Origin of the sequence: Williamsia deligens (genome assembly GCF_024171765.1) — a bacterium.
Taxonomy (GTDB): Bacteria; Actinomycetota; Actinomycetes; order Mycobacteriales; family Mycobacteriaceae; genus Williamsia_A; species Williamsia_A deligens.
This window is the reverse complement of record NZ_JAMTCI010000002.1, coordinates 83,221-97,536: the sequence shown is the minus strand read 5'-3', so window position 1 is coordinate 97,536 and position 14,316 is coordinate 83,221. Positions and strand designations below refer to the sequence as shown.

General features: G+C 70.8%; 11 protein-coding genes. 7 read left to right on the top strand and 4 right to left on the bottom strand.

Features of this window, described 5'->3' with window-relative positions; translation table 11 throughout:
- Nucleotides 1–10: 10 nt before the first annotated feature.
- Entirely contained in the window at nucleotides 11–1,189 is a 1,179-nt protein-coding gene (locus LX14_RS14750) for a M24 family metallopeptidase (RefSeq protein ID WP_301283712.1), read from the top strand.
- 10 nt (nucleotides 1,190–1,199) lie between these two features.
- On the opposite strand, the gene LX14_RS14745 is transcribed toward LX14_RS14750, so the two are convergent.
- A complete protein-coding gene (locus LX14_RS14745) occupies nucleotides 1,200–1,610 on the bottom strand; it encodes a pyridoxamine 5'-phosphate oxidase family protein (protein ID WP_253648119.1) in 411 nt (136 codons plus the stop codon).
- A gap of 86 nt (nucleotides 1,611–1,696) precedes the next feature.
- On the opposite strand from LX14_RS14745, the gene LX14_RS14740 reads away from it, so the two are divergent.
- Genes LX14_RS14740 through LX14_RS14720 form a run of 5 tightly spaced genes read left to right on the top strand, consistent with a single transcriptional unit; the run spans nucleotide 1,697 to nucleotide 7,214 of the window.
- Nucleotides 1,697–3,670: a TerD family protein gene (locus LX14_RS14740; RefSeq protein WP_253648118.1), complete on the top strand. Its 1,974-nt coding sequence runs from the start codon at nucleotides 1,697–1,699 to the stop codon at nucleotides 3,668–3,670.
- Between the two features lie 31 nt (nucleotides 3,671–3,701).
- Nucleotides 3,702–4,478, top strand: a complete 777-nt coding sequence (dprE2, locus tag LX14_RS14735; protein WP_253648117.1) for a decaprenylphospho-beta-D-erythro-pentofuranosid-2-ulose 2-reductase — start codon at nucleotides 3,702–3,704, stop codon at nucleotides 4,476–4,478.
- Nucleotides 4,475–5,683, top strand: coding sequence for a precorrin-6y C5,15-methyltransferase (decarboxylating) subunit CbiE (gene cbiE, locus LX14_RS14730; protein ID WP_253648116.1), 1,209 nt, complete (start codon nucleotides 4,475–4,477; stop codon nucleotides 5,681–5,683). The genes dprE2 and cbiE overlap by 4 nt, the downstream gene beginning before the upstream one ends.
- Entirely contained in the window at nucleotides 5,680–6,438 is a 759-nt protein-coding gene (gene cobM / locus LX14_RS14725; RefSeq protein WP_253648115.1) for a precorrin-4 C(11)-methyltransferase, read from the top strand. Before cbiE ends, cobM begins: the two co-directional genes overlap by 4 nt.
- 8 nt (nucleotides 6,439–6,446) lie before the next feature.
- Nucleotides 6,447–7,214, top strand: coding sequence for a cobalt-precorrin-6A reductase (locus LX14_RS14720; RefSeq protein WP_253648541.1), 768 nt, complete (start codon nucleotides 6,447–6,449; stop codon nucleotides 7,212–7,214).
- Here the strand turns inward: LX14_RS14720 and LX14_RS14715 are convergent.
- The 3 genes from LX14_RS14715 to cobG are packed head-to-tail and all read right to left on the bottom strand — an operon-like array spanning nucleotide 7,162 to nucleotide 10,503.
- A complete protein-coding gene (locus tag LX14_RS14715) occupies nucleotides 7,162–8,706 on the bottom strand; it encodes a precorrin-2 C(20)-methyltransferase (RefSeq protein WP_253648114.1) in 1,545 nt (514 codons plus the stop codon). The genes LX14_RS14720 and LX14_RS14715 overlap by 53 nt on opposite strands.
- Complete coding sequence (locus LX14_RS14710; protein ID WP_253648540.1) at nucleotides 8,703–9,326, bottom strand: precorrin-8X methylmutase; 624 nt, start codon at nucleotides 9,324–9,326, stop codon at nucleotides 8,703–8,705. Before LX14_RS14710 ends, LX14_RS14715 begins: the two co-directional genes overlap by 4 nt.
- Nucleotides 9,327–9,339: 13 nt before the next feature.
- A complete protein-coding gene (cobG, locus tag LX14_RS14705) occupies nucleotides 9,340–10,503 on the bottom strand; it encodes a precorrin-3B synthase (protein WP_253648113.1) in 1,164 nt (387 codons plus the stop codon).
- Between the two features lie 162 nt (nucleotides 10,504–10,665).
- On the opposite strand from cobG, the gene cobN reads away from it, so the two are divergent.
- Nucleotides 10,666–14,271, top strand: a complete 3,606-nt coding sequence (gene cobN, locus LX14_RS14700) for a cobaltochelatase subunit CobN (RefSeq protein WP_253648539.1) — start codon at nucleotides 10,666–10,668, stop codon at nucleotides 14,269–14,271.
- Nucleotides 14,272–14,316 lie beyond the last annotated feature (45 nt).

Sequence of the window (14,316 nt, the reverse complement as noted above, 5' to 3'; positions counted from 1 at the left end):
GTGACCCACAATGCCAGACGGGGCTGCGCCCGGGAACGGGCGTCGCCGGCGACGTCGTGACACTGTGGACACCGTGACACAGCAGCGATTCCCGTCCTCGGTCTACGCCGATCGCCTGGCCCGCGCCGCGTCCGCTGCGGCCGACTCCGGCCTGCACGCGCTCCTCGTCGGACCCGGCCCTGATCTGGACTACCTGACCGGTTCCCGTGCCAGCACCTTCGAGCGGCTGCTCGCGCTGGTCGTCCCCGCTCAGGGCGACCCGTGGGTAATGGTCCCTCGGCTCGAGCTCGCCGCCCTGCGGGCGTCGGCTGTCGGTGAACTCGGTGTGGCGACGCGTGATTGGGTCGACGGTGACGATCCCTACGCCCTCGCCCTGCAGGGTGTCCCGGCCGGATCCGCCCTCGCTGTGTCCGATGCCGTTCCCGCACTGCACCTGCTGCCTCTCGCCGATCGCAACGGCGCGCTGCCGGTACTCGCGACGGAGGTGCTGCGCACCCTGCGGATGAGCAAGGACGACGCCGAGGTCGAGGCCCTGCGCCGCGCCGGCGCCGCGATCGACCGTGTCCATGCGCGGGTGGGTGAATGGTTGCGGCCCGGCCGCACCGAACGGGCGGTCGCCGACGACATCACGGCCGCGATCATCGCCGAGGGACACACCCGGGCCGAGTTCGTCATCGTCGGCTCGGGACCGAACGGCGCCGATCCCCACCACGAGGTCTCCGACCGCGTCATCGAGGCCGGCGACATCGTCGTGGTGGACATCGGCGGTCCGGTGGACCCCGGCTACTTCTCGGACTCGACCCGCACCTACAGCGTCGGCGCGCCGACTTCGGACATCGCCGAGCGGTGCGCGGTGCTCGAGCGCGCTCAGCAGGCCGCGGTGGAGGCCGTACGGCCCGGGATCCCGGCCGAGGCCGTCGACGCCGCGGCGCGACAGGTGCTCGTCGACGCAGGTCTGGGGGAGTGGTTCATCCACCGCACCGGCCACGGCATCGGCCTGTCGGTGCACGAGGAGCCCTACATCGTCGGCGGGAACGACACGGTGCTCAGCGAGGGGATGGCGTTCTCCATCGAGCCCGGGATCTACTTCCCCGGCCAGTGGGGCGCACGCATCGAGGACATCGTGATCGTCACCGCCGACGGCTGCGAGGCCGTCAACAAGCGCCCGCACGGACTCACCGCGGTCTGATCCCTGTCGGTCAGTCCTGTTCGCCGAGCAGCGACCGCGATCCCAGGACGCGGGTGACGTCGAACTCGATGACGACGCGGCGGGGGTTGGGCTTGGGCTGGCGGTAGCGCGCGGCGTAGCGGCGCTCCGCCTCCGCGACGGCATCGGGCTCGCGGTTCACGCGCGCCGGACCCTCCAGGGTCAGCCACCGTGGCCCGTCGACGTGCGTCACCGCCGCGTATCCCGACCGCTCCGCGTTGCGGACCTTCTGACTTCCCTCGAAGGTGATGACGCGAGCGAGCTGTCGCTCGGGGTCATAGGTCACACCCACAGCCACCGAGTGCGGCGTGCCGTCGGCACGGAGTGTCACCAAGCTCGCCAGGTGTCGATCGGTGAGGAACTCCAGGGCGGAGTCGGAGAGGTCGGACGCGTCGCGGGGCACGAGGTCGAGGGTAACGATCAACAGCCGTCGGCCTGCCGGTCACCGACGCGGACCACATCGTCGGTCACCTGTGCAATAGTCGGCCGATGTCCGAATCACGCGTTCTCCAACCGGGGGAGAACCTCGTCGTCGGACAGGGCGACGCCGCTCTGGAGTGTCGAGTGGATCTGAGCCCGGGCGCCGACACCGACGATCTGCCGCACCCCGACATCAGCGCACTCCTGGTCGACACCAGCGGTGCTGTTCGTGACAACGCCGATTTCGTGTTCTACAACCAGCCGGTCGCGGACGACGGCGCCGTCCGGATGGAGATCGCAGCACACGACGAGGCGCAGCTGGCGACGTTGACCCTGCAGCTCGACAGGGTCGACCCCACTGTCGACCGCGTGATCCTGGTGGCGAGCGTCGACACCGGATCGACACCGACGACGGGGTCGCTCGCACTGCAAGCGCTGACCATGTCGTTGTCGGTCTCGCCTGACACCGAGTCGATCGCGGAGTTCGTCGCCGCACCCGAGCCCGGCATCACAGCAGTCGTGCCGGGTGAGTTCTATCGTCGCGGTGATCAGTGGAAGTTCCGCGCCGTCGGGCAGGGATACGCGGGCGGTCTCGCGGAACTCGCGCGTCAGCACGGGGTGGAGGTCGATGCCGCGGAGGCCGAGATAGCTGTCGATACAGCGGAAGTCCCCGTGCCCCCAGACGATCTGCAGGCGGAACCGGACGGGGATTCCCCGCCGACGCCGGGCCCGCCGAATCGCCTCACAGTTGCGCGTCGAGCCGTCCGGCCGCCGCGGCTGCCGGACTGGTCCATCGCCAGCTCGTTGACCGACGACGACGAGTGGGATCGCGCGCGGCTGTTCTCCGTGTCCGGCATCGGCAAGGGCGAAGAACGCGAACGCCGTTCGGCCTCCGCGCTTCTCGCTGTGATGAGCGGTGTCCGCGAATTCGGACGTGAGCTGACACGACGATGCGGAGCGATCGCCGGCACCATCGAGACCTTCGTCGAACCGCAGTTCACCCGTCACGGCAGAGCGATCCGGCCGGACGGTCTGGTCCGGGTGCGTCGAGGCAGTCGGTCGTGGACCGCGCTCGTCGAGGTCAAGACGTCGACCGCGCCTCTCACCGCCGAGCAGGTCGAGATGTATGTCGAGCTCGCCAGGACCGAAGGGTTCGACGCGGTCATCACCATCAGCAATCAGCTGCTGTCCGGCAGCGATGACCTCCCTGTCGAGATCGACCGCCGCAAACTGCGCAAGGTCGCATTGCGGCACGTCTCGTGGGACGAGATCCGATCGGTCGCGATACACCTGTCGATGCACGACAAGGTCGAAGACGGGACGCAACGGTGGGTGCTGCGGGAGTTCGTCCGGTATCTCCTGCACGACCAGTCCAAGCTGCAGGGCTTCACCGACATGGGTCCCGACTGGGCGCACGTCAGAGACGGGGTCAAGAACAAGACCATCCATCCGCGGGACAAGGCTGCTGACGGGGTCTGCAGGCAGTTCGACCAATTGATCCGTCACATCGGACATGACTTGTCCTGCCTGCTCGGCGTCGACGTGCAACCGGTGTTCCCGCGCAATCGCGTCGACAGCACCTCGCGGATCCAGCAGCTGACCGACTCGGGGGTGCTGTTCGGGTCATTGCGGATTCCCGGCACCGTCGGCCCCCTGACGCTGTCGATGGATCTCCGGACCGACAAGGTGTCGTGTTCGACCACCGTCGATGCCGCCCGCACGTCACGTGCGGCGACCTCCGTCCGACAACTGCTGCGACAGGTCCCCGACGCCCCCGAGAAGCTGCTCGTCCAGGCAACGGTGTCTCGTTCCGCGGCCCCTCCGCGGCAGGTCGAGCTCTCCACTCTGCGCGACGACCCTCAGGTCCTCGTGGAGAGCGAGGAACGGCCCCCACGTCGGTTCACGCTCACCCTGACATCGGGGATCGGCGGGCGTGGAGGTCCGGCGCGCGGCAACGTCGTCGCTGCCACCGACTCGCTGATCACCGAGTTCTACCGCGATGTCGTGCAGCACCTCCGGCAGCCACGGGACACCGATTCCTGATCCGGCCCCGGCCGATGGGAGACTGAGACACGTGCTGCGCCGACGAGTCCCCGACACCTCCGGCGTCGTGGTCGTGTTCGGGGGCCGCAGCGAGATCGGCATCGAGGTGGCCCGGCGCATCGTCGACGGCGCGACGGTGGTGCTCGCGGCGCGTCGCCCCGACGACCTCGCCGATCAGCGGGCGCTGCTGACCGACGCCGGCGCCGCAGAGGTGCACACGGTCGCCTTCGACGCCGACGACACCGCCTCGCATCCCGGTCTCGTCGACGCGATCGTCGCCGAGCACGGTCGGATCGGCGTCGCCGTCATCGCGTTCGGCATCCTCGGCGACCAGGCACGCGCCGAGACCGATCACGCCCACGCTCTCCAGATCGCCCACACCGACTACCTGGCACAGATCAGCGTCCTCACCCCTCTCGCCGCCGCGATGCGGCGCCAAGGGTCCGGTGCGCTGATCGTGTTCTCGTCGGTCGCCGGGGTCCGCGTCCGGCGTGCGAACTACGTCTACGGCTCGACCAAGGCCGGCCTCGACGGGTTCGCCTCCGGACTCTCCGACGCCCTGCACGGCACCGGCGTCCACCTGCTCCTCGCGCGGCCCGGCTTCGTGGTCGGCGCGATGACCCGCGACCTGATGGCGTCCGGGGTGGACCCGGCTCCCATGTCGAGCACGGCGGACCAGGTCGGCGAGGCGGTCGTGCGCGCGCTGCACCGCGGTCGCCACACCGTCTGGATCCCCGGCGCGCTGCGTCCCGTGTTCGCGGTCATGCGTGTTCTGCCGCAGTCGGTTTGGCGTCGGATGCCCCGGTGACCGACCCGTCGGTCGTGGTCGTCGGCATCGGCGCCGACGGATGGCACGGACTCAACCAGGCGGCGCGGGAGGCGTTGAGGTCGGCGGCGATCGTCGCCGGATCGGCCCGCCAGCTCGCGCTCCTCCCGCAGGACGTCGATGCCCGCCGTCACCCGTGGGCGCCACCCATGGCCGCCGACCTCGACGCGCTCCTGGCCCACACCGACGGCACCGTGCACGTCCTGGCGAGCGGTGACCCGATGTTCCACGGGGTGGGCGCGAGCATCGTCGCCCGCATCGGCGCCGACCGCGTACAGGTGATCCCCGCCGTGTCGAGCGCGTCGCTGGCCGCTGCGCGGCTGGGATGGGATCTCGCACGCACACCGGTCTGTTCCGTCGTCACCCACCCGGTCGAGTCCGTGCTCGCCGAGGCGGGTGACGGGATCCGACTACTCGTGTTGGCTCGCGACGCCTCGACGCCGGCGGCGCTGGCTGCGGTGTTGGCCTCCATCGGTTTCGGTGACTCGACGCTGACGGTTCTCGCCGACCTCGGGGGACCGCGGGAGGACCGATGGTCGGGCACGGCCGCGACCTGGCAACACCCTCCCGGATCTGCGCTCGCCGTCGTCGCCGTCGAGTGCGTGGGCCCACCCCTGGCGACCGGTACCGGCCTCGACGACGACACGTTCGAGAACGACGGTCAGCTCACCAAGTCGGCGGTACGTGCACTGACCCTGTCCGCCCTCCGACCCGCAGCCGGGGAGGTGCTGTGGGACATCGGAGGCGGTGCCGGATCCATCGCCGTCGAATGGTGTCGCACCGACCGGCGCTGTCGGGCCTGGACGTTCGAGGCCGACGACGCTCGACGCGAGCGCATCGCGCGGAACGCGGCGCGGCACGGCGTCCCCCACACGGTCACCGTGGCGGGGCCGGCGCCGGACAGCTTCCCCCGGGGTGAGGCGCCGGATGCGATCTTCGTCGGAGGGGGACTCACCGACCCGGGCATGCTCGACGCGTGCTGGGCCGCATTGCGACCCGGCGGACGACTCGTCGCCAACGCCGTGACCCTGGAGTCGGAGAACCTCCTCCTGACCGCACACCGCGACCGCGGGGGCGACCTGCGCCGCATCCACCTCGAGACCGCCGCACCGCTGGGACAGATGACGACCTGGCGTCCCATCCTCCCCGTGACCCAGTGGACGGCACGCACACCGGAGGCCACATGACCGTCCACTTCATCGGAGCCGGGCCCGGCGCACCGGATCTGTTGACGCTGCGCGCCGTCGACACGCTCGGACGCTGCCACGTCTGTCTGTATGCCGGATCGCTGGTGCCGCAGGAGGTCCTGAGCCACTGTCCCGACGACGCCGAGCTGATCGACACGGCGCGGATGCCCCTCGACGAGATCGTCGGCCACATCCGTCGCGCACACGACGCCGGTCACGACGTGGCGCGCCTGCACTCCGGTGACACTTCGCTGTACTCCGCCATGGCCGAACAGATCCGGGCGCTCGACGCGATCGGCATCGACCACGTCGTCGTCCCCGGGGTCCCGGCGTTCGCGGCGGTCGCCGCCACTCTGGGCCGGGAGCTCACGGTGCCCGGGATCGGCCAGTCGCTGCTCATCACGCGCGTGTCGACGCTCTCGACGGACATGCCGCCGGGGGAGACCCTGTCCGAACTCGCCCGCACCGGCGTCACCCTGTCGCTGCACCTCGCGGCCCACCGCGTCGACGCCGTCGCGGCCGACCTCACGCCGCACTACGGCGCCGACTGCCCCTGCGCCGTCGTCGCGTTCGCCAGTCGCGACGACGAGATCATCGTGCGATGCACCCTCGCCGACCTCGCCGACCGCACGCACGCGGCCGGGATCGTCCGTACCGCGATCATCGTCGTCGGACGGGTCCTCGGGGCGACGGGATTCCCGGACAGCTACCTGTACTCGGCCGCACGCATGACGAAGCTGTCGGGACCGACGTGACCCGATCGGTGACGCCCGGCCCGGTCCTCGTGCTCGGCGGGACCGGTGAGGCCCGCGCTGTCGCCGCCGATCTCGTCGACGCCGGCATCGATGTCGTGTCGTCGCTGGCGGGACGGGTGTCTCGACCGCGGCTGCCCGTGGGGGCGGTCCGCGTCGGTGGTTTCGGCGGTGTCGAGGGTCTGCGGACCTGGATCACCGATCACCGGTGCCCGGTCGTCGTCGACGCCACACATCCGTTCGCGCAACAGATCTCGCAGAACGCGGCGCGAGCGGCGGAGCAGGCGTCGGTTCCCGTCATCGCGGTGCGGCGCCCCGGATGGGAGCCGGGACCCGACGACCGGTGGACGATGGTCGACGACATCGCCGCAGCCGCGGACACCATCGCCGCCCGGGGCGGCCGCGTCTTCCTCACCACGGGTCGCCAGGATGTCGGGGCGTTCGCGGGGATCGAGTCCGCGTGGTTCCTCATCCGCGTGGTGGACCCACCGACGGCCGACCTGCCGCCCCACCACGAGATCCTCGCCAGCCGCGGCCCCTACGACCTCGACAGCGAACGCGATCTGATGCGACAGAACGCGATCGACGTCGTCGTGACGAAGAACTCCGGTGGCGAACTCACCCGGGCGAAACTCATCGCCGCGGCCGAACTCGGGATCGACGTGGTGATGGTGCGCCGCCCTGCCGTCCCGCACGTCGATCTCGCCGTCGCCACGGCATGCGAGGTCAGACCCCTGCTGCAGGACCTTCTGGCCGGTCGCCGTACCGACGCGAGGTGAACACGGCGGTCCCGGCCGACCGCTGAACCACCTGCGTCGTCGACGAGCCGATGATGAGCAGGGTGCGCATATCGACGACCGCCGGGTCGAGGTCGCCCGCGGTGGTGATCGTGGTCGACTCGGTGGGCCCGCCGACATCACGGCCGAGGACGATGACGCGGTCGGCGCCGACCGACTCCACGACCATGTCGCGCAACGCCTCGACCTGCCACGTGCGGTCCCGCGACCCGGGGTTGTAGACCGCCAGGACGAGATCCGCCGCGAGGGCAGCACGTACACGGGCGGCAATCGTCTCCCACGGTTTGAGCCGGTCCGAGAGCGAGACGACCGCGAAATCGTGGCCCAGCGGCGCACCCACGGCCGCCGCGACGGCGTTCGCGGCGGTCACACCGGGGACGACGCGCACCGGCACGTGCGACCACACCGGGTCCGCGGACATCTCGACGACCGCCGAAGCCATCGCGAACACCCCGGGGTCGCCGGAGGACACGACCGCGACCCGCGCCCCGCGGGCGGCGAGATCCAGTGCCATGCAGGCCCGTTCGGACTCGACCTTGTTGTCGCTGGCGTGCACCCGCTGCGACGGTGTCGGCGTCACCCGTCGCAGGTAGGTCGTGTACCCGACGAGGTCGGTGGCACGCGCCAGTTCGGCGCTGACCTCGGGGGTCGTCCAGCGTCCCGCACCCGGACCCAGGCCGACGACGACCACCTCGCCGACACGGTCCGACTCCGACCGGGGTTCCGCGGCGGGAGCAGAGGTGACCGCGTTGAGCGGGCCCGGCACCACGACCATCGAGAAGTAGGGCACCGAGTCGGCGTCCACCTCGCTGACCGGCAGCACCCGCTGACGGTCGGTGGAGGCGCGTTCGACGTACCAGGCGCGGTCGGCGACGCCGGCGATCTCGAGTGCCTCGCGGACGGTCGCGAAGGTCCGTCCCAGCTTCATGATCGCCACTGCGTCGGCGTCGACGAGGCGTCGGACGAGTTCGTCGCGGGGGAGTGTTCCGGGCAGCACCGTGGTGGTCTCGTCGGCTTCGACCCACGGCAGTCCGACCGCGGCGACCGACGCGCTCGGCGAGGTGACACCCGGGATGATCTCGACCGGGAACTCGGCGACGAGACGCTTGTGCATGTGCATGAAGCTCGAGTAGAAGAGCGGGTCGCCCTCGGCGAGCAGGGCGACCGACCGCCCGGCCCGCAGATGGACGGCCAGTCTCTCGGCGGCGACGGTGTAGAAGTCGTCGAGCGCACCGCGGTACCCGCCGGGGTGGTCGGTGGTCTCGGTGGTCACCGGGTAGCGCAGTTCCTCCCGGGTCTGGCCGTCGCGGAGGTAGGGCTGCGCGACGCCCAGCGCGATCGAGTTCCCGTGCTGCGCACAGTGATACGCGACGACGTCGGCCTCGCCGATCACGCGTGCGGCCTTGACGGTCACCAGCTCGCTGTCACCGGGACCGAGGCCGACACCCCAGAGCGTGCCGAGCGACCCGCTCACTCGACCGGACTCGCGAGGGCGTTGAGCGCGGCCGCGGTGATCGCGGACCCGCCGCGCCGACCGAGCACCGTGATGTAGTCCAGGTCGTTCCGTTCCGCCAGTGCCGCAGCGGATTCCGCGGCACCGATGAACCCCACCGGGGCGCCGACGACCACCGCGGGCCGGGGGAACCCGGCGTCGATGAGCTCCAGCAGCGCGAACAGTGCGGTCGGCGCGTTGCCGATCGCGACGATCGCGCCCGCGAGCATCGGTTCCCAGAGATGGACCGCGGCGGCGGTTCGGGTGGTCTCGAGCTCCAGTGCGAGTTCCGGCGTGCGGGGATCACCGAGGAGGCAGATGACGTCGTTGTCGACCGGGAGCCGGCGCCGGGTGACCCCGGACGCGACCATGGTCGCGTCGCACAGGATCGGCGCACCGGCCTGCAGCGCGGCGCGGCCCGTGGTGACGGCGCCCGGGGTGATGCGGACGTCGTCGACGAGATCCACCTGACCACAGGCGTGGATCATCCGGACGACGACCTTCTCGGTCTCGGGATCCAACCCGTCGAGGTGGGCCTCGCTCCGGATGGTGGCGAACGACTGCCGGTAGATCTCGGCGCCGTCGTGGATGTAGTCGTACATGTCGGGCCTCACCCTAGACATGCTCGTCACCGATGCGGTCCCGGCGGTACCCGTCGGGTCCGGCAGTCACGCGCAGGTGGGGGGTGTGCGGTGTTCCACAACCGCGATCGCAGCCCACCCAGTGCTGGCGCCCGGCGAGCTGCGGGTCGTCCGCATCGCGGGCCGCGACATGGGCGGTCAGATCACCCCGGACGTCGGCGTACGACTTCGCGCAGCCGGGCGCGCCGGCGCACGCCGACACCCGCGCCCACGGTGAGGTGGCGTCGAAGATCACGCCCATCGGCGCGAGCACGCGCACGACCGTGTCGGCGACTCCGTCGGCGAGATCACACACGAGGATCTCCCGGTCCGCGGTGACCACGATCGGGTGCTCGATCGCGGCGAGGAACTCGGCGGTCCGGGAGGGGATGCGGGCAAGCTCCACCACGGCGCCCAGCATGACCGCGCCGTCGTCCTGGTCGAACCACCCCACGAGCGGGCCGTCGGACGGGAGCGCGGTGACCGGGGCCCCGTCCGCGGGAGACGTCAGGGTGTCGAGGACGCCGACCACCTCGGCGCGGACATCGGCGTCGAGGTCGGCGACGCGCCACCGGTCGCCTCGTCGACGTAGGAACTCCCGCGCCAGAGCGATGAGGACGGCGACGGCCGACCCGGTGTCCACCACCCGTCCCGTGCGGGCGCCGCCGAGGACGATCTCACACGACGCATCGTCGCGGGCAAAGACACCGACGTCGGGACCATGGGCGACCACGTCCCCGTGACCGTCGTCGAGACCGAACAGGAACCGCCCCGGCAGGTCGACGAGAACGGCGTCGTCGAGCAGAGCCGCGTCGAGGTCCGCGGCGAGCGGACGCACGTCTCCGCGACCACCGATGCGGCCCGACAGCGGGGAGACCAGCACGTTGCGCACCCGATCGTGCGCGCCGGACGGGAGGAGACCGGCCTCACGCAGTCCCTCGATCGCGTCGTCGTCGACCACCGACAGCCCGCGGACCTGGACGTTCGCGCGTCCGGTGAGCTCGAGGTGGCCGTCACCGCGATCGGCGGCGAACGCGGCCAGGGCACGCATCTGGTCGGGGGTGACCACGCCGCCGGGCAGTCGGATGCGTGCGACGAGCCCGTCGGCGGCAGGATGCGGATCGAGCACACCGGGGCAGCGGTCACTCGGGCGGGACATCACTCCAGGCTAGGGTGAGGACCATCCGATCGGGCAGTCGGGAAGCCGGTGCGAGACCGGTACGGTCGCGCCACTGTGTGACACCGCGTCGCGGTGTCGAGTCAGACCCCTCTCCCGATGACCGTCGACGCCGGGCGCGAGAACCCGGTCGGGAGGCAATTCGTGATCGTCCTGCTGTCCACCTCGGACACCGACCTCATCACCGCGAAGGCGTCCGGCGCCGACTATCGGGTGGCCAACCCCGCACGTCTGCTGCCCGAGGACGACCTGCCCGAGCTGTTCGCCGGGGCAGACCTCGTCGTCGTCCGCATACTCGGTGGTCGCCGCGCCTGGGAGGACGGGCTGGACGCCGTGCTCGCGCACGGACTGCCGACCGTCGTGCTCTCCGGCGAGCAACTTCCCGACCCCGACCTGATGTCGCTGTCGACGGTTCCCGGCGGTGTCGCCGCCGAGGCGCACAACTACCTCGCCCAGGGCGGGGTCGACAACCTCGTCGCGCTGCACGGGTTCCTCTCCGACACCGTCCTGATGACCGGCGCCGTCTTCGCTCCGCCGAGCGTCACACCGCACTGGGGACTCCTCGAACGCCCCCAGTCGACACAGGTCCAGGACGGCCCCACGGTCGCGGTGCTCTACTACCGCGCCCAGCACCTCGCGGGCAACGTCGGCTACATCCATGCGCTGTGCGACGCGATCGAGGCACGAGGCGCGCGATCGCTGCCGATCTACTGCGCGTCGCTGCGTACGGCGCCCGACGACCTCATCGACACGCTCCGACAGGCCGACGCACTGGTCGTGACCGTCCTGGCGGCCGGTGGCGCCGTTCCCGCGACCGCGTCGGCGGGCGAGGACGACGACGCGTGGAACATCGAACGTCTCGCGTCCCTGGACGTGCCGATCCTGCAGGGCCTGTGCCTCACGTCGTCGCGCGCGACGTGGGACGAGAACGACGACGGCATGTCCCCGCTGGACGTCGCCACGCAGGTCGCGGTGCCCGAGTTCGACGGTCGGATCATCACGGTCCCGTTCTCGTTCAAGGAGTTCGGCGACGACGGCCTGCCCTGGTACGCCCCCGACCACGAGCGGTGCGGGCGTGTCGCCGGCATCGCGACCTCCTATGCGCGACTGCGCTCGACCCCCGCGCCGCAGCGGCGCATCGCGATCATGCTGTCGGCCTACCCGACGAAGCACGCGCGGATCGGCAACGCGGTGGGACTCGACACCCCGGCCAGCGTCCTGGCCCTGCTGCGGGCGATGCGCGACGCCGGGTACGACATCGGTCCGGAATCCGGGCCCGACGCGATCCCCGGACTCGCCGAGAACGACTCCGACGCCCTGATCCACTCGCTGATCGCCGCGGGAGGCCAGGACCCGGACTGGTTGACCGAGGAGGCGTTGGCCGCCAACCCCATCCGCCTGTCCGCCCAGCACTACCGACCCTGGTTCGACGCCCTGGACCCGGGGCTACGCGACGCCGTCGTCGAACACTGGGGTGCCGCACCCGGAGAGCTCTACGTCGACCGGTCGGCGAACGACGCCGGCGACGTCGTCATCGCGGCGAAGACGTTCGGCAACGTCGTGCTGATGGTGCAGCCGCCCCGCGGGTTCGGCGAGAACCCGGTCGCGATCTACCACGACCCCGATCTGCCGCCGTCGCACCACTATCTGGCCTGCTACCGGTGGGTCGCGGACCGCGAGAACGGTTTCGGTGCCGACGCCGTCGTCCATGTCGGCAAGCACGGCAACCTCGAATGGCTGCCGGGCAAGACACTGGGCATGTCCGCCTCGTGCGGTACCGACGCCGCGATCGGTGACCTGCCGCTGATCTACCCGTTCCTCGTCAACGACCCGGGCGAGGGCACGCAGGCCAAGCGCCGCGCCCACGCGACCCTCGTCGACCACCTGATCCCCCCGATGGCGCGTGCCGAGAGCTACGGCGACATCGCCCGGCTCGAACAGCTGCTCGACGAGCACGCGAACATCTCGACCCTCGACCCGTCGAAGCTGCCGGCGATCCGCCAGCAGATCTGGACGTTGCTGCAGGCGGCGAAGATGGACTCCGACCTCGGACTGACCGAGCGCCCGGACGAAGAGGTCTTCGACGACATGTTGCTGCACGTCGACGGATGGCTGTGCGAGATCAAGGACGTCCAGATCCGCGACGGTCTGCACATCCTGGGCGCGCCGCCGGCCGACGACGTCGAGGTCGACCTGGTGCTGGCCATGCTGCGCGCCCGACAGCTGTGGGGCGGGACGCGCAGCCTCCCCGGCCTGCGGGAAGCCCTCGGTCTTGCCGAGGGAGAGGCCTCCCGCGACGACACCGATCGTGTCGAGCACGTGGCCCGCGAGCTGGTCGCCGCGTGCGGCAAGGCCGACTGGCGGCGTGAGGAGGTCGCGACGATCGCCGCCGATCACCCGGCCGCGGTGGGCGAGATCCTCGACTTCGCGGCCGCCGAGGTCGTCCCGCGCCTGCGGCAGACGGACCAGGAGGTCGTACGCGTCCTGCACGCCCTCGACGGCGGATTCATCCCGGCCGGTCCCAGCGGGTCACCGCTGCGCGGGCTCATCAACGTGCTGCCGACCGGACGCAACTTCTACTCCGTCGATCCCAAGGCGGTCCCGTCACGACTGGCGTGGGAGACCGGGCGGGCGATGGCGGACTCACTGCTCGAGCGCTACCAGGCCGACCACGGCGAGTACCCGCGGTCGGTCGGGCTGTCGGTGTGGGGGACCAGCGCGATGCGCACCTCCGGGGACGACATCGCCGAGGTGCTCGCGCTGATGGGCGTGATGCCGGTGTGGGACGAGGCATCTCGACGGGTGCGTGACCTCGAGGTCATCGACCTCGACGAACTCGGCCGGCCCCGCATCGATGTGACCGTGCGCATCTCGGGCTTCTTCCGCGACGCGTTCCCGCACGTCGTGACCATGCTCGACGACGCCGTGCGTCTCGTGTCCGATCTCGACGAGCCCGACGACGTCAACTTCGTCGCGGCGCACACCCGCGCCGACGTCGAGCTCCACGGCGACCGACGACGCGCCACGACCCGTGTCTTCGGATCGAAGCCCGGCACCTACGGTGCGGGCCTGCTGCAGTTGATCGACTCCAAACAGTGGCGGACCGACGAGGACATGGCGGAGGTCTACACCGCCTGGGGCGGGTATGCGTACGGGCGCGGGCTCGACGGCGTGGCCGCTGTCGACGACATGCGGTCGGCCTACCGCCGGATCGCGGTCGCGGCGAAGAACACCGACACCCGCGAACACGACATCGCCGACTCCGACGACTACTTCCAGTACCACGGCGGCATGGTCGCGACGGTCCGCGCGCTGACCGGCCGGTCGCCGGAGGCCTACATCGGCGACAGCACCCGCCCGGACACGGTGAAGACCCGCACCCTGTCGGAGGAGACCTCGCGCGTGTTCCGTGCGCGGGTGGTCAACCCCCGCTGGATCGCCGCGATGCAGCGCCACGGTTACAAGGGCGCGTTCGAGATGGCGGCGACGGTCGACTACCTCTTCGGGTACGACGCGACCACCGATGTCGTCGCCGACTGGATGTACGAGCAGCTCGCGCAGTCGTACGTCTTCGACGAGACCAACCGTGAGTTCATGACCAAGTCCAACCCCTGGGCGCTGCACGGCATCACCGAACGCCTCCTGGAGGCGTCGGGTCGCGAGATGTGGAAGGACCCGGACCCCGAGACGCTGGGCCGGCTGCAGCAGGTGTTCCTCGAGACCGAGGGTGACATCGAGGGCGGTCAGTAGACCGGATCTGCCGGGTCGGGAGAAAATCGGGCGTCCCGGTCGTTG

Coding starts and splice junctions, on each gene's coding strand:
- LX14_RS14750 (WP_301283712.1), top strand. CDS start 11: ATGCCAGACGGGGCTGCGCCCGGGAACGGGCGTCGCCGGCGACGTCGT.
- LX14_RS14740 (WP_253648118.1), top strand. CDS start 1,697: ATGTCCGAATCACGCGTTCTCCAACCGGGGGAGAACCTCGTCGTCGGA.
- cobM (WP_253648115.1), top strand. CDS start 5,680: ATGACCGTCCACTTCATCGGAGCCGGGCCCGGCGCACCGGATCTGTTG.
- LX14_RS14710 (WP_253648540.1), bottom strand. CDS start 9,326: ATGTACGACTACATCCACGACGGCGCCGAGATCTACCGGCAGTCGTTC.
- cobG (WP_253648113.1), bottom strand. CDS start 10,503: ATGTCCCGCCCGAGTGACCGCTGCCCCGGTGTGCTCGATCCGCATCCT.